Here is a 22,774-nt window from a genome sequence, read left to right as displayed (position 1 = left end):
TTAACAAAGTAGCGAAGATTGGGAAGTTGTGCAAATATCTAGGAATTGAATAAGGCGAATCACCTAAAATTGTAGATGATTCGCTGAGCAATTATTGAATGGTGAGGCCGTTAAGTAATGTACTAATATCATTGCGATATTCATCAATTTTGTTTTTCCCCGAATAAGCAATAAGTTGCGTAGCACCGCTCTCATTAGAGAAATAATAGCCTAAGTACATAAATCGAATACCCTGGATTTTGCCTTCCATTTCCATGTAAATCACTTGTTTGCCATTTACGGTGCGGTATTCTTTTTTAAATACATTAATTTCGCTTGCGGCCTGTTGCGCATTTTGAATAGCAACATTTGCCAATGTTTCCACTGGGATTTCTAGGCCTTCATTAATAAGTAACGCATTGAGGTCTTTACCTGGCATTTTAAACACAAATTCAGCCACATCATGGCCATTATTGTTCTTTTTAAACTTCCATTGCTTTGGGTTGATCCATACTGCGCTATTGTTGATTGAACTCTTGATTAGGAAAGTGGCATCTTTACTTTTACTAAAAGGCGCATCATTAACTGCAATTGTCATCGGTTGCTTTACACTACCATCTTGGTAATACCAAGTACCGTCAGGCATCAGCACAACAACGTCACCTTGTTCGGTAACCGCTTTCTTAATTTCATCCGCATGCGTGCTCGCCTGCCCAAACAACAATGCTATTACCAATAAAACTGTATGTTTCATCATCGACCTTTATTTGTTCTTCAATAGTGCGCGTAAATTAGCAACACCCACTTTTGCTGTTTCTTGCTGTTTTTCTTTACTTGGTTTTGCCTGTTTGCCTAGTTCCCAGAATAAATCATCCTGCGGTAATTCATGTAAAAAGCGGCTAGTTTCCGTACGTGCTATTTCACCGAATTGGCGACGCTCTTTGGCATAGGTAAAGGTGAGCTCACGCTGCGCCCGCGTAATGCCAACATAAGCTAAACGACGTTCTTCCTCAACATTGTCCTCATCAATACTGGTTTGATGCGGTAAAAGGCCTTCTTCCATACCAATAAGATAAACATACGGAAACTCCAAACCTTTTGAAGCATGTAAGGTCATCAATTGCACTTGATCGCCACCTTCTTCGTCTTCACTGCGCTCCATCATATCGCGCAAGGTTAATCGCGTGACTACCTCGGCAAGTGTCATTGGCGCTTCATCGTCTTTGCCTTCCAACATCTGTGTGACCCAGCTAAATAGTTCTGTCACATTTTTCATGCGCATTTCCGCTGCTTTTGCACTTGGCGAAGTATCGTATAACCAATCTTCATAGTTAATTTCACGAATCATGCCACGCAATACACCAGCAGTATCACCACGTTGTGCATTGTCTGCTGTTTCAACCAGCCAGCGGGTGAATAACTGTACTTTGTTTAGCCCTCGGCCAGTTAAATGAGACTCTAAGCCAAGTTCAAAGCTCGCAGCAAACATACTGATTTGGCGCTGGTTCGCATAGGTACCTAACTTTTCTAATGTTGCCGGTCCTAATTCACGTTTTGGCACATTGGCTATTCGCAAAAATGCATTGTCATCGTCAGGGTTCACTAAGACCCGCAAGTAGGCCATGATGTCCTTGATTTCCGCCCTTGAGAAAAACGATGTTCCGCCACTAATACGGTAAGGAATTCTATTTTGCATTAATGCTTTTTCTAAAATTCTCGATTGGTGGTTGCCACGATATAGGATGGCATAATCTTTATATAAGCTTTTGTTCATAAATCGATGACCGATTAAATCACCGACAACACGCTCCACCTCTTGTTCTTCATTCTTGGCTTGCAACACACGCAATTCTTTACCGTAAGCAAGCTCACTGAATAAGGCTTTGTCGTAAACATGTGGGTTATTTGCAATCAATATATTTGCACACTGCAAGATACGGCCAGAAGAGCGATAGTTCTGTTCAAGTTTGATCAATTTAAGGGTTGGATAGTCTTCACCTAACAACACTAAATTTTGCGGTTTAGCGCCACGCCAAGAATAGATCGATTGATCGTCATCACCAACCACAGTTAAACGACCACGTTCGCCGATAATCAGTTTTACAAACTCGTATTGGCTAGTATTGGTATCTTGGTATTCGTCTACCAACATATAGCGAATCTTGTTTTGCCAGCGCTGCCTCACCTCGGGAAAGTTTTTCAAAAGCAAGGTTGGGATGAGAATCAGATCGTCAAAATCTAGCGCATTATAAGCTCTCATGTGCTTGGCGTAGCGGTCATAAAACTCAGCATATAATCGAGTATCTGCGTCAGCAGCTTGCTTGATAGCCGCGTCTGGCAACAGCAAATCATTTTTCCAATTGGAAATCATGGTTTGCAATTTTTTTAATAAATCTTTATCGCCATCGAGCTCTTCAGAGGTTAACTCTTTTAGCAGCGCCATCGTATCTTGGTCGTCAAACAAGGTAAATCCTGGCTTAAAGCCCAAGGTTTTCAATTCGCGTCTTACAATATCTAAACCAAGCGAGTGGAACGTTGATACTGTCAGCCCTCGTGTTAGATCTCGCCCTAACATTTTGGTGACACGTTCTTTCATTTCGCGTGCTGCTTTATTGGTGAAAGTAACCGCAGCAATGTTTCTTGCTTTATAGTCACATTGCTGAATGAGATACGCGATTTTTTGACAAATTACACCCGTTTTGCCACTACCGGCGCCAGCCAAGACTAAGCAAGGACCACTCACATACTTAACGGCTTCACTTTGACGCGGATTTAACTTCATAGGGGTAAATTTAACTGCTAATAATAAAAGAAAATAATTCTACCTGTTTATCGCTAACAGATCCCATTAAAATTGATTACAATGACAAAAACGGCGCAAACAAGGTTTACCCATGATTAATGCAAAAAAGATTGAAGAAATTGCAAAACAAGTCACAGAAGCAATTCCTCCGGGCGTTAAAAATTTAGCCACAGACATTGAAGACAAAACTAAAACAGTTCTGCAGAGAAAACTCGCTCAACTAGACGTAGTAACGCGCGAAGAATTTGATGTGCAAACTCAGGTTTTGTTAAAAACTCGCGAAAAAATAGCTGAACTTGAAGCTAAAATCGGTGAATTAGAAGCTAAATTGAACGATAAAGGTTAGATTTGGATTATTGAATCTAACCTAATTGTTGCAAATGCGGCAATGTAATCATGGCTGGGGCAACGCTTAGCACTGGTCATGAAAACCAATTTCCCCTCTTGTTTTTGCCATTGAGGCTGTCGTTCCATCAATTTTATTTTTGCCTGTTTGGCAACAGCATTCGCAGTGTTTATTACGCGAACATGCGATGGCAAGATTTTCTCTAGTATTGGCAACAAAAAGACGAAATGTGTGCATCCTAAAATAACGGTATCGCAGTCAAGCATAAATACTTTTTCGAGATACTTTTCCGCCCACTTGTGAGCGTCTTGCGAGAGATGTTCTCTTCGTTCAACAAGCTCAACAAAAGCCGGACATGGCTGATCGTAAAAATGAGCGTTTTGTTGATATTTTGCTTTTAACTGCTGATAACTTTCACTATTTAGCGTGCTTTGTGTCGCCAAAACTAAGATATGTTTTGATAAACTTTGATAGGCCGCCGGCTTAACGCCCGGTTCAACACCAACAATGGGCACGTCAAAGGTTTTTCTCAATAAAGCAACTGCATTTACTGTCGCAGTGTTGCAAGCAATAACGATGAGGTCGCAACCATTTTTCACGAGCTTATTCACAATAGTATGGCAGCGCTCAATTATCACCTCTGTCGGCTGCTGACCATAAGGTGCAAAGCCTTGATCGGCGATATAATCAATGTCCACATCAGGTAACAATTGGTGAATCTCATTGGCGATAGATAACCCGCCAACGCCAGAATCAAAAATACCAATACGTGCCATTTACTTTATATCCAACTGCTTAAACGCTTTTGCATGTTTATTTTTCTTAATCAAGTAAACACTTAACAAAAGCGCTATCACAATCATCACAACGCTTGCGACAATTTGTGTCGTATTACCAACCCTAATACCTGCACCTAGCATAGCGAAAATAGTCATCTGCGGAATGAAACCAATAAACGTACCCAATACATAAGGCTTGAATGGTGTTCTTGACGCGCCTGCAAGTACATTGGTTAAAAAGTTACTTCCTGCAGGAATTAGTCGAATAATAAACGCTTTCAGCGCGGTATCCTTGCTGAAAAAACCATGAACCAAATGATATTGTTTATTGAAGCGTGTCTTGAAGAAGCCGCTGAGGGCAGTTCGAGAAAACAATAGTGTTAAAATACACGCAATAGTTGCACTAACAGTACTTAGTATCGCCCCTAACAAAGGACCTGCAACAAATCCCCAACTAAAGGCACACACTTGCCGTGGCAGGCCTATTGCCATGAACAGCGTAAGCACCAACAGCAACAAAATATAACCTAATGGCCCTTCGGGTAGTTGCTCTGTAACCCATTGCTGTATCGCTTGCGTATCTGTTAAAAATGAAAACAGTACAAAGCTAAACAGTAACAAACTGATTAGAGTCATTAATAGCGTTGTACGTAAATTCAAAGAAAGGCTGCTCTGCGTGGTAATTTTGCGTTAAACATACCTTGTTGGCAGGGGTTACTCAATCAAATCTTGTAATAACTTTTGTTTGGCTTGCTGAAATTCTTCTTCCGATAAAAAGCCTTGCTGCTTTAAGTTAACTAGTTTTTCTAACGCGTTAACTAATTCGGTATCTTCATGCACTAAATTTGGCGCTTTTGAGGCGGCTTTTTCTGGCGTTTTCACCGATGTATATTCATCTTGTGAGACAACCGGTGTAGGCGCATTTGAAGATGCAGGTGCTTTCGGCTTTGCAACGAATAATTTTCGCTTACCAGTATGTTCTGGGTTGATGTGTTTGCTAACTAACCAACACCAATCTAAAACAAGCTCGACAGCATCCTGATACTTAATCTTGGTGAGTCTGAAATTACCTTGCCTGTAGTATAAGGTAACAACAAACGGGCTCTTGGCATCGGTTTCGAAGCTAATGTCTACTCGACGCTGCTGTTGATCGATGATTTTCTTGCGCTGTTCTTTGGCAAAAAGCGTAATCACTGCGTTTTCTTTCGCTTGATCGAATCCGTTTTCAGGCTCATTGTTAATGGTTGCGATCACTTCATCATTTAAATGTATGGTCGAGCGAGTGATGGATTTAAGCACAATACTTTCACTAGGCTCTTGCTCGTTACGCCTGAATAACTCAACTCCCGTTTTCGCTTTGTTGGCTTGAATAAACGCATAATTGCCTTTTAATGTACGGTTTAACTTCTCTAAACGTCGTTGTTTAGGCGTTAAACGGTGCCTATTTAGATACAAGGCGATAGCGATTATCAACACAAACAAGGAAAAGAATATGGCAAAGTAGCCATTGTTATCCTGTGCTGCAGACGTCTGTTTGGGCGCTAGATTTTGTTGTTTTACATAAGCTAACACCTGATTTTTTTGACCAAGCAACATGATTTCATCATAGCGATCTAAAAAGCCAAATAGACTTGCTTCGCCAGATAATCCCGCTTGATTTAACTGCATGATCAAGGATTGCTCACCACTGGACAAATCGAGTGACAACAATTGAGCAATACCGTTGACAGTGGCCAACAAGATAAATTGCCCCTGAGGGTGCTTAATTTCTCTGCCTCGGTAGTAAAACACTTGCTTCACTAGATTATTCGGGGCTTGCCACTGTTTTATCGGCGTATTGCTATCGATACTATCGCCTGCAATAAACGGCGTAAGTTGTGCGCTCCCATTAAAACTGTGCAATGCCAAAGAGGGATGAGTGGCGATATTAGTAAACACTATTTGCGTAAGGTTGCCACCGTTTTGGACGAACAATTCTGGCGGCACCAGATCTTGGCTTTGAAAGGGGTTATCTGCCGGTACAATATATGGCTTTTGACCAAATTTTTCTGGCCTTATTCGCAATACCGCGCCGCTGTATAATGGTAATGCCTGCGAACTTTCTGCCGGCAGAACCGCATGCAGTAAACCAAAATCAGCTTCCCATTGCTGAACATAATCATTAAACAATAACTGAGTAATACCTTGGTGATTGCTTGGTAGGGCAACTCTGAGCACTTCTCGTCTTGATTCTAAATCAACTTTATCGTGATGAATTAAGTTTAACTGCCATTCGGTAATAACAGATTCATGCGTGAAGTCGCTATCTATAATGCCTAAACGCGTTTTTTCTGGTTGTCGAATACGTTGGGTATGTGCGGTATAGAAAGTGCGACTTCCGGTTTTGTCACGCAAGCTATATCCAGCATGTACAGCAAAGGCTGTAATACGCGAAATTTCTGCGTCACTGATATCAGCGAGAGCTAACAAAGGTTTACTAGCTAAACGGCCGTCATTTACCAGCCATATTTCATGGAGATCGTTAGATACAAAATAGCTGTTGGCAGCTAATGGATTAGCGCTAGCTAATTGCCATTCTGTGACATTCTTACGGGCACCCTGCAACACACTCTCGGTATTTAACGTGAGTTCCTGCAAGCTAATTGCTTGCACGCTAAATTGGAGTGCAATTAGCAGTGATGCCAGAAAACACCTGTACAACCCTTTTTGTTTAAGTGCTCTATCCATGAATTATATTTAACTTATTGTTATTTAATAGCTTAAACTCTTTTTATAGCCCAGTGCCATCAAGTTTGCCACTGTTTAGCTTGATTTAATCAGATCTATTTGGCGACATTCAATAAACTGTGTTTTGTTGTCGTCATTTAAATAACTTAACTTACCGTCAATAACCACTTTCTCGCCCTCCTGGGCTTGAGTCGATATATATTCGGCTTGTTTACCCCATACATGCACTAATCGAGTCACATCAAAGTGCTTGAGCTCTTTATTCACAGGAGAAACTACAGCATGTTTAATGCACACTGAAAATTCAGCTAATGTCTTATCTTGCTCTGTAGTCATCAACTTTATTGGTGAACAAATTGTGCCACTGCTTTGCACTTGGTTCATCGACTGCGCATACCCTTTAGCAAAGCACTGTGCATAGGCGGCATGGAGGATCTGACGATTAGACTGTTTACTATTGAGGAGGTAGCCTTGCACTAAGATGACATCGCCTTTATTGGCGAAACGTAAGCTGTCTTCAACGATTTCACCAATCACTTTCACCGTATGAAAGCTTGTCCATTCTTTAAATTGCTGGCTCTGTTTATCATACCATTTTTTATGGGTTGCTATGCGCACCTCAGCGACCGCTACGACAGGGTTTGCTTGATATCTAATTTCGGGTTTCGCAACCAAATTACCTAATAAAGTAACGGTGCATAAATCTGTGTAGTCCATAAGCCGCTTTTTATCGTATCCCTAATAAAATAATCGTTGTTATATAGCCACATTAAAAAATGTTGGTAAGATAAGCAATAGTTAACCATGATTTCGCTTTGCTAGCGAGTTGATTACTTTGACAATAATAAAGGATTGGTATGCGATTAAACCGAATTATTCCATTGTTGAGTTTATGTGTGGTGCTAAGCACGCAAGTTGTTGCTGAGACAGAACAAGAAGCAGCCTTGGAAGCGTGCATTTTGAAAAAAATTCAGCAAGATAATAACTCGAAAACTGTCGCCCAGCTGAAAGCTGAATGCGAAGAACAAGTTGAAGGCAAAGATATTGCTCAACTTAGAACTGCCGCAGAGCGAGCCACAGCGTTTAACCCTTACGTAATTACGCCGCACAAGATGAATTACACCTTGCCTTTTTTTGCTACCAATAACATTAATCGGGAAGTTTATGAAATTCGCGATGACCAATGGTCTGAAGAAATGCAGTCGGCCGAAGCAAAGTTTCAAATAAGCTTTAAAGTGCCGCTAGTATCCCCCGACCATTATTTGTTTACCGAAGGGGATGCCTTGGCATTTGGCTTTACAATGCAATCATGGTGGCAACTTTACACATCAGATTTATCAAGACCTTTTCGAGAGACCAATTACGAGCCTGAGTTTTTCTATACCATGCCAACGAGCTGGAGCCCCTACGATACAAGTACTATGTTGACCTTTGGTTATGTGCATCAATCAAATGGACGCTCACAGTTAATATCAAGAAGTTGGAACAGACTTTATGCCGACATCACCTTTACCAAAGGAAACTTCTTACTTTCTTTTAAACCTTGGTACATTATTCCTGAGGGCAGCAAACAAACAACTCCCGATGAACCGGCTAACGACAATCCCGATATTGGCGATTATATGGGGTATTTTGAACTGACCACGGCGTATAAATGGCATCACTATGAATTTTCAATTAAAGGTCGACAAAATTTTGCCACGAATAATGGCTACGCCGAAGTAAACTTTACCTTTCCTTTAACCGGAAGATTAAGAGGCTTGGTACAATATACCACCGGTTACGGGGAGAGTTTGATCGACTATAATCATTCTCAATCAAGAATTGGTATCGGCATTGCGCTAACGGATATTATGTAATGTATAAGCCGCTTATTTGTTTGTTATTAGGCCTGTTTTTATTGCCAAATAGTGTCGCAAGTGAAGATAAACAGCATGACAAATGGTTAAAAGAAAAGTTTGCAGAGCAACATCAAGCCCTTATACCCAAGGTCTTAGTCGCTGATATTTTTTATGCCTGTAATCAAGACAAAGGCGTGGACCCAATCCCTTATAAACTAGCAGATATTATTACAAAAATGCCTGCCGACAGGTTGGCTGACAAAGTCACAGAATGTTTGGGCAATGACGATATAAAATCAGAACAAGCCATCGATTACGGTTTGATCGCTTGTTTTAAGGAACAACTGAGTGAATTACCCGCGAAGGAGCGCGAACAAAAATTTGCTATGGTTAAAAAAGCCATTGCGGCGTTGTCGTTAGAAGAAAAGCAAAGAAGTTTGACGCATTGTGTTACTGATCAGGCGATTGCTTATCTGCAATAGTCTTCTTGTCTCGCACCTCTTTGAGTTCACTAAAAGCACTTGGCAATATTTCTACTCCTACAACACGGCCAAGCTTTATCACCACGGGAATGGTAATGGGCGCAAACGGCAATACCGCAAATACACCAATACCTAACCCCTTTAACAAGTCCACCAATTGCTGATTGGCTTCTTTCATTTCACTTTTATTGGCTGCGCCACGGGTATATTTTGCATAGGTGTGCAGCATAGCCTTAGTTTCATGCTTCTCTTGCGCTAGCGCCATTTTAATAAGCAACATTTGGCGGCGCAGTTTTAAGGTATTTCTTTTACGAACGATTAACGTGACTCGTAACGGCGCTTTAAAGAACTTTCGCCACACTTGCATCAATAACACTACTTCTCATTTAAGGGAGAGACATTTTTACACGGATCGCATCATCTGAACAGTAATAACCTTTGAATGACTTTTTACACTTGCACTGTAGCCCACGAAAGATCATTTTAACTTACACTTTTTGTAACAATTTCGGCTTTTTTGACACAGACTAAGTTTTTAAATTACAACGATTTTAGCTTATAGTTAACCTTATAAACGATAAATGTAAGTGTAAGCGAATCACTTTAGTTAACTCAAATTCGCACCATGGTAAGGAAAGAATATGGGACATGAAACACCAAAAATTATTGTCGTAGATGACGATATGCGCCTGCGCGCATTGTTAGAACGGTATTTGGTGGAGCAAGGTTTTGTCGTACGCAGTGCTGCAAATGCCGAACAAATGGACAGATTGTTAGAGCGAGAAAATTTCCACTTGCTGGTGCTCGATCTCATGTTACCAGGTGAAGACGGCTTATCAATTTGCCGCCGTTTAAGGCAACAAGGTAATGATATTCCTATTGTCATGCTGACTGCTAAAGGCGACGAAGTCGATCGCATTATTGGACTTGAATTAGGCGCTGACGATTATATGCCTAAACCATTCAATCCGCGTGAATTGCTTGCTCGTATCAAAGCGGTGTTGCGTCGTAAGGTACAAGAAGCCCCAGGTGCACCGGCATTGGAAGAAAACATTGTGTCGTTTGGCCAATACCAGCTCAATCTAGCAACTAGGGAAATGAGAAAAGGTGATATTAGTATGCCGTTAACCAGTGGCGAATTTGCTGTGTTGAAGGCATTAATCACCCACCCTCGTGAGCCTTTATCGCGTGACAAACTGATGAACCTAGCTCGTGGCCGCGACTATTCTGCCCTCGAGCGAAGCATCGATGTACAAGTATCTCGTTTACGTCGAATGTTAGAAGAAGACCCCGCAAACCCTCGCTATATACAAACAGTGTGGGGCTTGGGTTATGTCTTTGTTCCTGAAGGACAAGCTGTCGCTTGATCGGCTGCGCAGGATAATTGATGAAGATATTGCCTCGCAGTGCTTTTGGGCAAACCGTTCTTTTAATTGGCATTTTATTGCTCGTTAATCAGGTGGTTTCATACATTTCTATAGCGCTATACATCATTCAACCAAACGCACAACAAATTAATCAGTTGTTAGCAAAGCAGATAAAAGTGGTATTTATCGATATTAATAATACCGAACTTTCTGCCGATATGGCGCAAGCATTCCACGAACAAACAGGTATCGGTGTATATCGGGAAAGTACCGCTATGGCATTAGGTTTAGGCGACGCTAAACACTACCCCTATCGTTCCGCTGAAATGTCGGCATTGTTAGAAGGACCTGCCGAAGTACGTATTTCGCAAGGTGAAGAATATCTGTTTTGGATCAAACCTCCTCAAGCGCCAAATTTGTGGGTAAAAATACCCTTAAGTGGACTTGAAGAAGCAAACTTTTCACCGCTCATTATTATCCTCTTTATTCTCGGTGTACTCAGTGTCGCCGGTGGCTGGATATTCGTGCGGCAATTAAATAGGCCGCTGCGCAGTTTACAAAGGGCGGCCGAAGAAGTTGCATTAGGTCGTAATCCTAAAACACTAAAAGAAGGCGGTACTACAGAAATTCGCGAAGTGACGCGTGCGTTTAATCAAATGTCTGAAGGAATTAAGCGCCTCGAAGAAGATAGAAACCTACTGATGGCAGGTATTTCTCATGACCTTCGAACGCCGCTGACACGCATTCGTTTATCTAGCGAAATGATGTCAGAACAAGACGACTATTTGAAAGAAGGTATCGAAAAAGACATCGACGACATGAATGCGATAATCGATCAGTTTATCGACTATATTAGAACAGATACCGACGATATCACCGAAGAAGTCGACATAAACAGGCTAATCAATGACGTAGTCGATTCAGAACAACTGCCTGATAGAGAAATAATCGTCATTCCTAAAAAGTGCCCGTTAATAAAAATAAAATACTTAGCGATTAAACGCGTATTGGCTAATCTCATTCAAAATGCGATGCGCCATACCGACGGAAAAATTACCGTTGAAAGCGGCGTCGATGTGAAGCAAAACACGGTTTATTTGGCTGTACTTGATGAAGGTACAGGTATTCCTGAGCAGGAAATAGAACGCTTGTTTCAACCCTTTACGCAAGGTGACACCGCGCGTGGTAGCGAGGGAAGCGGATTGGGGCTAGCCATTATCAAACGTATAGTTAAAATGCACAGCGGCGAAGTGATTTTGCGCAACCGACCGGAAGGTGGCTTAGAAGCTCGCGTACTACTGCCGATCACGCGGGAAAGAAGTTAAAAAAAGCTTCTATTAAATAGAAGCTTTTTACGCTTAAACAATGTCATTTACAGTGTATTAAATGCGTCATACACAATCACTTTTTCCCACAAATGCTGCGCATCCTCCACAAACTTCAAATGCACAGGCTCAGATTGATACTTATCTTGGTCTGCTTTACTGTCAAAAGTTAAAATAAGTGCGTAAGTGTAGGTACTATCAACAACATCACGCTCACTTGGGGCAACAGTGCCGATAAATTTACTCTTAACATATAGAGAATTGTCGATAAAAAGGTTGAGATGTTTTTCAAACGCTTTTCTGTCTTGTTCGTTTTCAGGATTTTTCAGCCAAAAATACACGCTATGGACAAAGCCGCCTGAGGCAATTACCGTTTGATTTTCTTTTGGCGCCTTATCGCTGGCTGTTGCCGCGAAACTGACTGCGGCGACCATAAACAATGCACGACAAAAATGCATGACTTTTTCTACTACCATCTATCTCTCCTAACGTTTAATCGTAACACCATAGCCTAAGGCTTTTTATTTCGTCTGGCTATGGTCTTTGGGAAATAATGATTTCAATTGAAAAACGCTAGGGCATAAAAAAACCAACCCGAAGGTTGGTTTTCAAATCAATGATTCTGATTACAACTGTGGACCCGCTGCAACCAAGGCTTTACCGTTGTCGTTATCCGTGAACTTCTCAAAGTTAACAATAAAACGGTTCGCTAAATCTGCTGCTTTATTCGTCCATTCACCTTGCTCGGCATATGTATCACGTGGGTCGAGTATACCATCTTCAACACCCGCTAAATGCTTAGGTACTTCAAGGTTAAATAATGGCAACACTTGTGTTTCGCCACTTTCAATTGAACCATCTAAGATAGCGTCGATAATAGCTCGCGTCGCTTTAATTGAAATACGCTTGCCTGTGCCATTCCAACCGGTGTTTACAAGATACGCTTCCGCACCTACTGCCTGCATTCTTTTGCGCAATACTTCAGCATACTGCGTTGGGTGCAGGCTTAAAAACGCCGCGCCAAAACATGAAGAAAATGTCGGTGTTGGCTCAGTAATACCTCGCTCTGTACCAGCAAGTTTTGCAGTAAATCCAGATAAGAAATAGTACTCCGTTTGCTCTGGCGTAAGCTTGGCAACTGGCGGTAGCACACCAAAAGCATCAGCTGTTAAGAAAATAACTTTCTTCGCGTGTCCCGCTTTAGAAACTGGTTTAACAATATTGTCGATATGGTGAATCGGATACGAAACACGTGTGTTCTCTGTTTTAGAGCCATCGTCGTAATCGATTTTTCCATTTTCATCAACAGTTACATTTTCAAGCAAAGCATCACGACGAATCGCTTGATAGATATCAGGCTCATTTTCTTCACTTAGGTTGATTGTTTTCGCGTAACAACCACCTTCAAAGTTAAATACGCCATTATCGTCCCAGCCGTGCTCATCGTCACCGATTAATTCACGCTTAGGGTCGGTAGAAAGTGTTGTTTTACCTGTACCTGACAAACCAAAGAAGATAGCAACGTCGCCGTCTTTACCCACGTTAGCACTACAGTGCATTGACGCTATACCTTGCAATGGCAGAAGGTAGTTCATCATAGAGAACATACCTTTTTTCATTTCACCGCCGTACCAAGTACCACCGATTAACTGAATGCGCTCTGTTAAATTGAACGCGACAAAGTTTTCAGAGTTTAAGCCCTGTTCTTGCCAATCAGGGTTGGTTGTTTTGGCGCCGTTCATCACCACGAAGTCTGGTTCGTAACCTTCAAGTTCAGCGTCGCTTGGGCGAATAAACATGTTCTTAACGAAATGCGCCTGCCAAGCTACCTCTGTTATAAATCTTACTTTCAAACGCGTATCAGCGTTTGCACCACAATAGGTATCTACAACAAACAGTTTTTTACCAGACAATTGATTTGTAACAAGGCCTTTAAGCTTGCTCCAAGTTTCCGGTGTCATTGGTTTGTTGTCATTTTTTCCTTGATCTGACCACCATACAGTGTCGCGCGTTACGTCGTCGCGAACGATGTATTTATCTTTTGGTGAACGACCAGTAAAAATGCCCGTGTCTACAGCAACAGCGCCAGATTCGGTTACAACACCGCGATCATAGCCTGTTAAGCCCGCTTTGGTTTCTTCCTCAAACAGTACTTCATAAGAAGGGTTATAAATAATCTCTTCTACGTTTTCGATACCGTATACTGATAAGTCAACCGCGTGGTCCAAAGCAATCATGTCTTAGATCTCCTCATAAAATTAAGACGATTTGGCATTATTGTTATTGTGGTGGTTTTAAGAGGTTGCAATTGTAGGGGAATAGAAACTAAAACGAAAGTAATTTTTTGTTTATTTTGAAAACTTTCAATATAACTTTCATAAATAATCCCTTAACCAATAAATATAAGGGGTATAGCGCGATAATGAGAAGACGAAAGAATGGATTTTATTGTTGTAATTTTCCGATCATATTTGGCAAAATTACGGAGTTTAAGGGGCTATTAACTTAACTTTTTGTGTAAGTTTACAGGTTTTTGATCATAACCGCTTATAATTAATAGTTATCGTCAGTATCACATAATTAATATGCTGTTTATCAAAACGATTTTTCTGCTTTAATTTGGCAGAAATTATGAAAATGGTTATGCTATTTACAAACACCTAATGGAATATCTTCGTGAAACTAATTAACGCTGCCTCTTTTTCCCTGTTCTCCTTGTTTTTCATTTCTGCATGTAGCGAGACACCACCGCCACCCGTAACCACAGATCAGCCAATGAATGTGAGCGCTGATATCGTCGACAGCAAACCAAGCGAAGAGCAAACGCAAGTCACCAAGAAACAACTTGCAGAAAAAGCGTTAGTACAAATTAATAATCAGTATTTTGTTGTACGTGAACTGCCACTAAAACGAAATCATATGATTGAAAATGCAAAAACAAAGCGTATGGCGCGTGTAACTGGTCGGTTTTTGATCGTGTTAGAAGAAAAAGACAGCGACAAAGCACTCGACGTGCTTAATTCCCGTTTTAACTTGCGTCGCGTTCAAAACAATATCTATCGCGCCAACCCTATCAATGAGCTTGATATGCTAGCCGCCTATAAACGTATTCAAAACGCGCAAGGAATTGCTCGAGTAGAGATGGAATTAGATTACCCGAAGCCAATTAAAGAAGAGGAAGCGCAGTAAGGTGCTGCTAATCTCAACTGACTAGCAAGACAATACAGTCATAAAAAAAGGAGCATCAGCTCCTTTTTTTATTGTGCGTTTAATAACCCTGCAAGCTGTTGTTCATCAAAGGTATAGGTTGTTAAGCAATAATCACACGTCATTGATATATTGCCTTGTTCTTCCAAAATAGATTTAATTTCAGCAGGTTCAATTTGTGCAATCGCGTTTAAACATTTTTGCTCAGAACACGTACATTGGTAGGTCACCTGTTGCGGGTCAAACATCATCACTTTTTCTTGATGATATAAACGATACAACAACTCTTCAGCATCAAGCGAAAAGATTTCTTCCGGCTTAATGGTTTCAGTTAACTGGCAAAAATGTTCATAGTCGTCGAGCTGCTTTTGTTTGTCTTCACCATCAGGTAATAACTGAACTAAAGCACCTGCTACCTTGGTGTTTAGTTTGTCGCTAAACAACCAAATTTTAGTCGGGATCTGCTCAGAAACTTCAAAGTAGTGCGCTAAACAACCGGCAATCGTATCTTCTTCTAAAGCAACAATACCTTGATAAGGCTCGCCGCTTTCAGGACGTAAAGTGATCACCATATTACCCTTACCTACTAGGTCTCTTAACCCCTCAGCTTGGGTATCTTCAGCTAGCTTCGCGATACCACGCATCACTTGTTTATGATTACCGTTTACGGCGAGATAGCCTATCGGACCGTCACCTTGCAACTGAACAGTAATTTCACCTTCAAATTTTAGTGTTGCTGTTAGTAAACAAGTTGCAGCCACCAATTCACCTAACAATGCTTGCACACCGGCAGGATAATTATGATTCGCGACCATTTGCTGAAAACTGTCGGTCAATTGCACCATTTCGCCACGAACGTGCAATTCATCAAAAATATAGCGATTTAATACATCGGTAGTCACAATTAATAACCCTCTTTAAACTGTCTAAGTTGGCGACGTTGTTTCTTGTCTGGCTTGGTATCACTAGCAGGGCTAAGTAAAAACCCTTGTTTGCGCGCTAGCGCATTCTTTTCTCTTGTTTGAGCACTTTGTTCTGTTTCTTGGTACAAAGTTTGTGCAAAGGTAGCGTCTCGGCGTTTATCTGCAAGTGCCACAACTAGCACTTCCTTTTCCTCGTATCCTTGTCTCACTTGAATACGATCTCCGATAGCTACAGCCTTACCAGATTTAGTCCGCTGACCGTTATAAAACACTTTTCCGCCATCAATCATTTGCTTGGCTATTGCTCGCGTTTTGTAAAAACGAGCAGCCCATAACCATTTATCTAGGCGATAAATTGTCTTTTCTGCGGAATTTTCTTTGTTTTTTGTTGCCATAAAACTATGCGTTACTGATTAGGCTGACAAATACGTTGAAAGCCAGATAAATAGTGGCGCAGAATAGCATAATTTGCTTTGTGAAACTAGCGAATGTAGTAGGGTTTACAGCTGGCTATGTAACTATTTGGTAAATAGTTGCATCCTATCCTTGTTGCAAACGCTAGCGTAAAGTATTATCAACGGGTTATTTTACCAATGAATATAATTATTAAGGTTCAATGCAGTTAAGCAACATGCTGGATTCGCTGGGATCGCAGTTACAACAATTACCACAGCAAAAAATTGCGCAAGTAGTCACCCTAGGGTTTATTGTGTACACCGGCTATTTGCTCAGTCAAATTACGTGGGGAAGCGTCGCTCAACCTACGGCTTTTGTTGCGCCTGGCACTAAAACAAATAGTTACAATCAAGCCAGCAGTCGCGAACAACTCAACTTGCAAACCTTGAAAGCACTCAATTTATTTGGCCTCTACACCGAAAATAAGGAACCAGAAGCCGTTGAAGTTGTCGAAAGTGCACCAGAGACACGTTTAAATATATCGCTTTCAGGGCTTGTCGCTAGCGATGATCCTAGTGTTGCGGCAGCAATCATTACCTCATCAGGCGCTCAAGAAACCTATGGTGTCGGTGAAAAAATTAAGGGGACACGGGCCACGTTAGAGCGCGTATTACCCGATAGAGTACTGATAAAACAGTCCGGTAAACTAGAAACCTTGATGCTTGACGGTTTTGACTACGAGACCAGTGCTAGCAGCAACAATAGTAGTGCACGAGCGAGCAGTACTCAAAGCCGTGGTGTAAGTAATGCTCGTACAATGCCAAATAACCGTGAAATTGGGCCAAGCGTGCGCACCCAAAGTAGTGATGCATTTCGTGCTAGTGCACAATCACTGCGTGATGATTTAAAAGATGATCCAGGTAAGATTTCGGATTATCTAAAAATTTCGCCGAAAAAAGAAAACGGCGAAATCATAGGTTATTTATTAAGACCAGGAAAAAATCGCGACTTCTTTAATGAAGCGGGTTTAAAGTCTGGTGATATAGCGACGTCGGTTAATGGATTAGATTTAACCAATCCAATGGAAGCGGCGGAAGCGTTAAGACAAATTAGAAGTGAGAGTCAAATCGCCTTGATGGTTCGTCGTGGCGAAGAGCTAACAGAAGTTCTGTTAAGCGTTGACTAACAATAAACGCAGTAAGATAAAACAATGAAACTGATTAATCGTAAAACAAGCACCAAAAAAACAATAAGCAGCGTATTTCTCGCCTGCTCTTTAGCGCTTAGTTTTAACTTTATCGCGCCAGTACCTTATGTATATGCAGCGCAGTACTCGCCTAACTTTAAAGGCACTGAAATCACCGAATTCATCAACATCGTGGGTAAGAACTTAAAGAAAACCATGATTGTTGACCCTAACGTACGCGGCAAAATCAATGTTCGCAGCTACGATTTGCTAACAGAAGAGCAGTACTATCAGTTTTTCCTCAATGTTCTTGAAGTATATGGTTTTGCGGCAGTAGAAATGCCAAACAATGTCGTCAAGATTGTGCGTAACAAAAAGGCAAAAACATCCTCTATTCCAGTGGTAGGCGACAACTACGACAGCGTTGGTGACGAAATGATCACCCGCGTTATTGAAGTAAAAAATGTTACTGTACGTGAGTTAGTACCTCTTTTGCGCCAGCTTGTAGACCAAGCAGGTAACGGCAACGTAACTAACTATGACCCTGCTAATGTTATTATGGTGACGGGTACCGCATCAGTGGTAAACCGTATCGTTAAAATCATCGAAAAGGTTGACCGCGCGGGTGACCAAGACGTACAAATTATTCAGTTAAAATATGCCTCTGCTGGTGAAATGGTGCGCATTGTTGAAGCAATGAATAAAACCAACCCAACAGCAAAAGGTGCTACCCCGACTTTCTTAATTCCAAAAATTGTTGCAGATGAGCGAACCAACAGCGTTATCGTAAGTGGTGAACGTCTTGCACGTGAACGCGTTGCGCGTTTAGTGGAACGCTTAGATAGCGAAATGGAAAGCAACGGTAACACACGTGTTTACTACTTGAAGTACGCGAAAGCGGAAGAAATGGTGAAAGTTCTCGAAGGTGTTTCGGCATCTATCGAAGCAGAAACAAGCCAAGCAGGTAGCAAGAGCACTTCACGGAGCAAAAAACGTAACATCAGTATAGAAGCTCATGAAAACACCAATAGTGTTGTCATTACGGCGCAACCTGATATGCAGCGTTCACTGGAAGCCGTTATTCGCCAACTCGATATTCGCCGAGCACAAGTATTAGTTGAAGCAATTATTGTTGAAGTGTTTGAAGGTGACGGCGTTAATTTAGGTGTTCAGTGGTACAGTGAAAAAGGTTCTTTCACGCAGTTTAACAATGGTCCAGCACCTATTTCTCAAATCGCTGGAGCTGCAGTAGCAGCTGAGGGCGAAGAAGGTAATGAAGTAACTACCATTGACGCCAATGGTAACCCTGTTGTTACTAAAAACCCAGATACTCGCGGCGATTACAGCCTACTTGCGCAAGTATTAGGTACAGTAAACGGTATGATGTTTGGTATTGTCGATAACGACTGGGGTGCGATAGTTCAAGCCGTTAGTACAGACACCAATTCAAACGTACTTTCAACGCCAAGCGTTACCACATTAGACAACGAAGAAGCTTTCTTTATTGTGGGTCAAGAAGTACCAATTCTTACTGGCTCAACAGCAAGTAGTAACAATGCTAACCCTTTTCAAACAGTAGACCGTCAAGAAATCGGTATCAAACTGAAGGTAACACCACAAGTTAACGAAGGTACAGGTGTTCAATTAACGATTGAACAAGAAGTGTCGTCAGTCAGTGGTGCTACGGGCGTCGATATTACAATTAACAAACGTGAAATCAAAACTGTAGTTATGGCCGATGATGGCGATACCGTTATTTTAGGTGGTTTGATTGACGAAGATGTGCAAGAAAGCCAACAAAAAGTACCGTTATTAGGTGATATTCCTGTGTTAGGTCACTTGTTTAAATCAACCAGCAGCACAGTGCGTAAACGCAACCTTATGGTATTTTTGCGTCCAACCATTATTCGTGACGGCGAGCTAATGCAGCAACTGAGCCGCGAAAAATACAACTACATCCGTGACGTTGAAAAAGCAAAACGTCGCCAAGGCATTGAACTATTAGACGACGACAAGTTGCCTATCTTGCCTGAATGGAACGACGATTTAACCTTGCCGCCTTCATACAAAGAATATGAACAAGAAAAGCTAGGTAATTCGCCAATGCCAATTGACGCAGAAAACGTCGAGCCACCTGTTGTTGATGGACAGAATTAATCGTCATGAGCACAGAAAACCTTGTTGATGACAACATCGCAGCAGAACAAGCGATAATTGAAGAAGCTGAACAAGAAGACGTTCAGCTTTCTGGCTTACCTTTTCAGTTCGCTAAAAGACACCAAGTACTGGTGCAACAACAAGATGATGGTCTAGTACTTTATTGTTTGCCCGACACTCCTGTTGCCAGTATCAATGAAGTACGCCGCGTGGTTAAACAACCTTTCGCGATAGAAACTAAGTCTCAAGAACAATTTGAATTATTGCTTACTGAAGCGTATCAGCGAGATTCGTCAGAAGCGAAGCAAATGATGGAAGACATAGGTAATGAAGTAGACCTCTATTCGTTAGCTGACGAAATGGTTGAAACGGAAGACCTATTAGAAAACGAAGATGACGCGCCTATCATCAAGATGATAAATGCGATGCTAAGTGAAGCAATCAAAGAAAACGCGTCAGATATCCACATTGAAACCTTTGAAAAAGCCCTACAAATTCGTTTTCGTGTCGACGGCGTGTTACGAGAGGTGTTAAAACCAAATCGAAAGCTAGCCTCGCTTTTAGTTTCTCGTATTAAAGTCATGGCGAAGTTAGACATTGCTGAAAAACGCATCCCACAAGATGGTCGTATTTCACTTAGAATCGCAGGCCGTGCTGTAGATGTTCGTGTATCAACAATGCCAACAGGGCATGGCGAGCGCGTGGTACTGCGTTTACTAGACAAAAACGCTGCACGCTTGGATTTACAAGATCTAGGTATGACCGACAGTTGTCGCCAACGTTTTTCAGAGCTTATCGACAAACCACATGGCATTATCTTAGTTACCGGACCTACGGGCTCGGGTAAGAGTACCACCTTGTATGCAGGTTTAACCCAAATCGATGCGCATGAGCGCAACGTACTTACCGTTGAAGACCCGATTGAATATGCTATCGAAGGGATCGGCCAAACCCAAGTAAACACAAAGGTTGATATGACCTTTGCTCGTGGCTTACGTGCAATTTTACGTCAAGATCCAGATGTAGTAATGGTTGGTGAGATTCGTGATTTGGAAACCGCGCAAATTGGTGTACAAGCCAGTTTAACCGGTCACTTAGTATTATCTACGCTACATACTAACACAGCGGCTGGTGCTATCACGCGTATGGAAGATATGGGTGTAGAACCCTTCTTATTATCGTCTAGTTTATTAGGTGTATTGGCGCAACGTCTTGTTAGAACACTGTGCCCGTCATGTCGTGAAGCGCATGCGCCAGATGCGGACGAACGTAAACTACTGAAACTGGACGATGACTCAACCCTTATATACCGCGCTAAAGGTTGCGTAGATTGTAACTTTAAAGGCTATAAAGGTCGCACAGGTATTCACGAATTATTAGTTGTCGACGATAAGGTTCGCGAGCTGATTCACAATGGTAAAGGTGAGCAAGCCATAGAAAAAGTCATTCGCAAGTCAACGCCAAGTATTCGCCATGACGGCTTTGAAAAAGTCCTAGCCGGTGTCACTACGCTTGAAGAAGTGCTGCGCGTAACAAGAGAAGACTAACCAATGGCAGCTTTCGAATACGTTGCGATAGACAATCGTGGAAAAAACAAAAAAGGTATTATCGAAGGCGATACCGCTCGACAAGTGCGTGCGCAATTGCGTGAACAAGGCTTGATGCCTGTTGATGTTACTCCTAGTGTTAAAAAGCTTAAGCAATCAAGCACTGGTGGCGTGAGCTGGTTTTACCGCGGGCGTAAAATTTCCGCCAGTGACCTTGCGCTATTTACCCGCCAATTAGCCACTCTAGTGGAATCGGGCTTACCACTTGAAGAGTCATTACTTGCCGTTGCAGAGCAAACCGAGAAAGCGCATATAAAAAGCGTTGTTATGGCTGTGCGCACTAAGGTGACAGAAGGTTATGGCCTTGCCGAAAGTATGGCGGAATTTCCCAATATTTTTGACAACCTGTTTCGCGCCATGGTTGCGGCAGGCGAAAAATCAGGTCATTTAGATAAAGTTTTAGAACGTTTGGCTGACTACACTGAGCAGCGAGAAAAAACACAATCACAAATTAAAGGCGCGTTAATCTACCCTACGATGCTGGTCCTGATCTGTATCGTCATCATCATAGTATTGCTAAAAGTGGTTGTGCCAAAAATTGTCAATCAGTTTATTGATATGGGGCACTCACTGCCTGGTTCAACACAGTTTTTGATCGATGCCTCGGATTTTATCAATCAATATGGCGTGTATTTGCTGATAGGGATACTGGCCACCATCGCCGGTTTTAAACGGGCATTGGGTAATGAATCGTTTAAGTATAAATATCACAAGTTCTTGTTGTCGTTATTTGGTGTCAAACGACTAATACGTGGCGCTAATGCTGCGCGCTTTGCCAAAACGCTAAGTATCTTAACCGCAAGTGCTGTCCCATTGCTCGACGCAATGAAGATAGCTGCCGAAGTACTAGACAACGTCTATATTAAAGACCAAGTAGGGCAAGCCGCGGATAAAGTCCGCGAAGGTACCAGCTTAAGGGCCGCACTGCAGCAAACTAAACTTTTCCCACCAATGATGCTACACATGATAGCCAGTGGTGAAAAGTCTGGGCAGCTAGAACATATGCTAGACAAAGCGGCCGACAACCAAGATCGTGAACTTGATAGCTTAATCAATGTCTCACTAAAAGCATTAGAACCAACAATCATGCTTAGCATGGGTGGCATCGTACTCTTTATTGTATTAGCTGTTATGATGCCAATTATCGAATTAAACAATTTAGTAGCAGGTTAATAGGATTTTTTATGAAGAGTATCAAGCAATTATCTTCGCAACGCGGCATGACGCTAATCGAGATCATGATCGTGATCGTTATTTTAGGTGTATTAGCCTCCATGATTGCCCCTAACTTACTTGGCCAAACTGAACGCGCCAATATGCAAAAAGCAGTCAGCGACATTAATACCTTAGAGCAACAACTAGAGTTGTACCGCAGCGATAACTATGACTACCCAACGACAGAACAAGGGTTGGAAGCGTTAGTTGACCAAACAGATATCGAACCACTGCCACGCCGCTTTCCTGAAGGTGGTTACATCAAGCGTTTACCAAAAGACCCTTGGGGTAGTGACTATCAGCTGTTAAATCCAGGCGAAAATGGCCGTATGGATGTGTTTTCTATGGGTCCAGACCGTGAACCAGGGACAGAAGACGACATCGGTAACTGGAATCTAGGCGATTTCCAATAAGCCAAGTTTTGGTTTAGTGTG

22 protein-coding genes are annotated in these 22,774 nt (G+C 41.9%); 11 read left to right on the top strand and 11 right to left on the bottom strand.

Going from position 1 to position 22,774, the window contains the following annotated elements; translation table 11 throughout:
- Window positions 1–91: 91 nt before the first annotated feature.
- Window positions 92–736: a hypothetical protein gene (locus QUD85_RS00755; RefSeq protein ID WP_245732109.1), complete on the bottom strand. Its 645-nt coding sequence runs from the start codon at window positions 734–736 to the stop codon at window positions 92–94.
- 6 nt (window positions 737–742) lie between these two features.
- Entirely contained in the window at window positions 743–2,761 is a 2,019-nt protein-coding gene (rep, locus tag QUD85_RS00750) for a DNA helicase Rep (protein WP_093329246.1), read from the bottom strand.
- A 112-nt stretch (window positions 2,762–2,873) separates the two neighbouring features.
- Between rep and ubiK the strand changes: the two genes are divergently transcribed.
- On the top strand, window positions 2,874–3,128 hold the full coding sequence (gene ubiK / locus QUD85_RS00745) for a ubiquinone biosynthesis accessory factor UbiK (RefSeq protein WP_093329248.1): 255 nt from the start codon (window positions 2,874–2,876) through the stop codon (window positions 3,126–3,128).
- On the opposite strand, the gene murI is transcribed toward ubiK, so the two are convergent.
- The 4 genes from murI to QUD85_RS00725 all read right to left on the bottom strand — a co-directional run bounded on the left by murI (window position 3,125) and on the right by QUD85_RS00725 (window position 7,351).
- The gene (gene murI / locus QUD85_RS00740; RefSeq protein ID WP_093329250.1) at window positions 3,125–3,904 is read right to left on the bottom strand and encodes a glutamate racemase; all 780 of its coding nucleotides are present in this window, start codon (window positions 3,902–3,904) and stop codon (window positions 3,125–3,127) included. The genes ubiK and murI overlap by 4 nt on opposite strands.
- Window positions 3,905–4,543, bottom strand: coding sequence for a TVP38/TMEM64 family protein (locus QUD85_RS00735; RefSeq protein ID WP_093329252.1), 639 nt, complete (start codon window positions 4,541–4,543; stop codon window positions 3,905–3,907).
- Between the two features lie 78 nt (window positions 4,544–4,621).
- Entirely contained in the window at window positions 4,622–6,634 is a 2,013-nt protein-coding gene (locus QUD85_RS00730) for an SHOCT domain-containing protein (protein ID WP_093329253.1), read from the bottom strand.
- A 75-nt stretch (window positions 6,635–6,709) separates the two neighbouring features.
- Entirely contained in the window at window positions 6,710–7,351 is a 642-nt protein-coding gene (locus QUD85_RS00725; protein ID WP_093329255.1) for a single-stranded DNA-binding protein, read from the bottom strand.
- Between the two features lie 140 nt (window positions 7,352–7,491).
- Here QUD85_RS00725 and QUD85_RS00720 point away from each other — a divergent pair, with 140 nt between their 5' ends.
- Window positions 7,492–8,493 (top strand): phospholipase A, encoded by a 1,002-nt coding sequence (locus tag QUD85_RS00720; RefSeq protein WP_093329256.1) that lies wholly within the window; start codon window positions 7,492–7,494, stop codon window positions 8,491–8,493.
- Complete coding sequence (locus tag QUD85_RS00715) at window positions 8,493–8,957, top strand: hypothetical protein (RefSeq protein ID WP_093329258.1); 465 nt, start codon at window positions 8,493–8,495, stop codon at window positions 8,955–8,957. Before QUD85_RS00720 ends, QUD85_RS00715 begins: the two co-directional genes overlap by 1 nt.
- On the opposite strand, the gene QUD85_RS00710 is transcribed toward QUD85_RS00715, so the two are convergent.
- On the bottom strand, window positions 8,926–9,324 hold the full coding sequence (locus QUD85_RS00710) for a hypothetical protein (protein ID WP_093329259.1): 399 nt from the start codon (window positions 9,322–9,324) through the stop codon (window positions 8,926–8,928). The genes QUD85_RS00715 and QUD85_RS00710 overlap by 32 nt on opposite strands.
- Window positions 9,325–9,598: 274 nt before the next feature.
- Between QUD85_RS00710 and ompR the strand changes: the two genes are divergently transcribed.
- Entirely contained in the window at window positions 9,599–10,324 is a 726-nt protein-coding gene (gene ompR / locus QUD85_RS00705; protein ID WP_093329261.1) for an osmolarity response regulator transcription factor OmpR, read from the top strand.
- Between the two features lie 20 nt (window positions 10,325–10,344).
- The gene (gene envZ, locus QUD85_RS00700; RefSeq protein WP_093329262.1) at window positions 10,345–11,649 is read left to right on the top strand and encodes a two-component system sensor histidine kinase EnvZ; all 1,305 of its coding nucleotides are present in this window, start codon (window positions 10,345–10,347) and stop codon (window positions 11,647–11,649) included.
- A gap of 47 nt (window positions 11,650–11,696) precedes the next feature.
- Here envZ and QUD85_RS00695 read toward each other — a convergent pair whose 3' ends face one another.
- Both QUD85_RS00695 and pckA read right to left on the bottom strand, forming a co-directional pair.
- Window positions 11,697–12,125, bottom strand: a complete 429-nt coding sequence (locus QUD85_RS00695; RefSeq protein ID WP_218139592.1) for a Dabb family protein — start codon at window positions 12,123–12,125, stop codon at window positions 11,697–11,699.
- 150 nt (window positions 12,126–12,275) lie between these two features.
- Window positions 12,276–13,886 carry a phosphoenolpyruvate carboxykinase (ATP) gene (gene pckA / locus QUD85_RS00690; protein ID WP_093329264.1) on the bottom strand — a complete coding sequence of 537 codons (1,611 nt, stop codon included), beginning with the start codon at window positions 13,884–13,886 and terminating at the stop codon, window positions 12,276–12,278.
- 439 nt (window positions 13,887–14,325) lie between these two features.
- Between pckA and QUD85_RS00685 the strand changes: the two genes are divergently transcribed.
- Window positions 14,326–14,838, top strand: a complete 513-nt coding sequence (locus tag QUD85_RS00685; RefSeq protein ID WP_143047945.1) for a hypothetical protein — start codon at window positions 14,326–14,328, stop codon at window positions 14,836–14,838.
- A gap of 68 nt (window positions 14,839–14,906) precedes the next feature.
- On the opposite strand, the gene hslO is transcribed toward QUD85_RS00685, so the two are convergent.
- Window positions 14,907–15,761, bottom strand: coding sequence for an Hsp33 family molecular chaperone HslO (gene hslO / locus QUD85_RS00680; protein ID WP_093329267.1), 855 nt, complete (start codon window positions 15,759–15,761; stop codon window positions 14,907–14,909).
- Window positions 15,761–16,174: a ribosome-associated heat shock protein Hsp15 gene (gene hslR, locus QUD85_RS00675; RefSeq protein WP_093329269.1), complete on the bottom strand. Its 414-nt coding sequence runs from the start codon at window positions 16,172–16,174 to the stop codon at window positions 15,761–15,763. The genes hslO and hslR overlap by 1 nt, the downstream gene beginning before the upstream one ends.
- 221 nt (window positions 16,175–16,395) lie before the next feature.
- Here hslR and gspC point away from each other — a divergent pair, with 221 nt between their 5' ends.
- Genes gspC through gspG form a run of 5 tightly spaced genes read left to right on the top strand, consistent with a single transcriptional unit; the run spans window position 16,396 to window position 22,753 of the window.
- On the top strand, window positions 16,396–17,361 hold the full coding sequence (gene gspC / locus QUD85_RS00670; protein ID WP_093329270.1) for a type II secretion system protein GspC: 966 nt from the start codon (window positions 16,396–16,398) through the stop codon (window positions 17,359–17,361).
- A gap of 24 nt (window positions 17,362–17,385) precedes the next feature.
- The gene (gspD, locus tag QUD85_RS00665; protein ID WP_093329272.1) at window positions 17,386–19,518 is read left to right on the top strand and encodes a type II secretion system secretin GspD; all 2,133 of its coding nucleotides are present in this window, start codon (window positions 17,386–17,388) and stop codon (window positions 19,516–19,518) included.
- A 5-nt stretch (window positions 19,519–19,523) separates the two neighbouring features.
- On the top strand, window positions 19,524–21,065 hold the full coding sequence (gene gspE, locus QUD85_RS00660) for a type II secretion system ATPase GspE (protein ID WP_093329274.1): 1,542 nt from the start codon (window positions 19,524–19,526) through the stop codon (window positions 21,063–21,065).
- 3 nt (window positions 21,066–21,068) lie between these two features.
- Window positions 21,069–22,298 (top strand): type II secretion system inner membrane protein GspF, encoded by a 1,230-nt coding sequence (gene gspF / locus QUD85_RS00655; RefSeq protein ID WP_093329275.1) that lies wholly within the window; start codon window positions 21,069–21,071, stop codon window positions 22,296–22,298.
- 11 nt (window positions 22,299–22,309) lie between these two features.
- The gene (gene gspG, locus QUD85_RS00650) at window positions 22,310–22,753 is read left to right on the top strand and encodes a type II secretion system major pseudopilin GspG (RefSeq protein WP_093329277.1); all 444 of its coding nucleotides are present in this window, start codon (window positions 22,310–22,312) and stop codon (window positions 22,751–22,753) included.
- Window positions 22,754–22,774 lie beyond the last annotated feature (21 nt).

Origin of the sequence: Thalassotalea agarivorans, assembly GCF_030295955.1 — a bacterium.
Classification (GTDB): domain Bacteria; phylum Pseudomonadota; class Gammaproteobacteria; order Enterobacterales; family Alteromonadaceae; genus Thalassotalea_D; species Thalassotalea_D agarivorans.
This window is presented reverse-complemented; position numbering and strand designations above follow the sequence as displayed.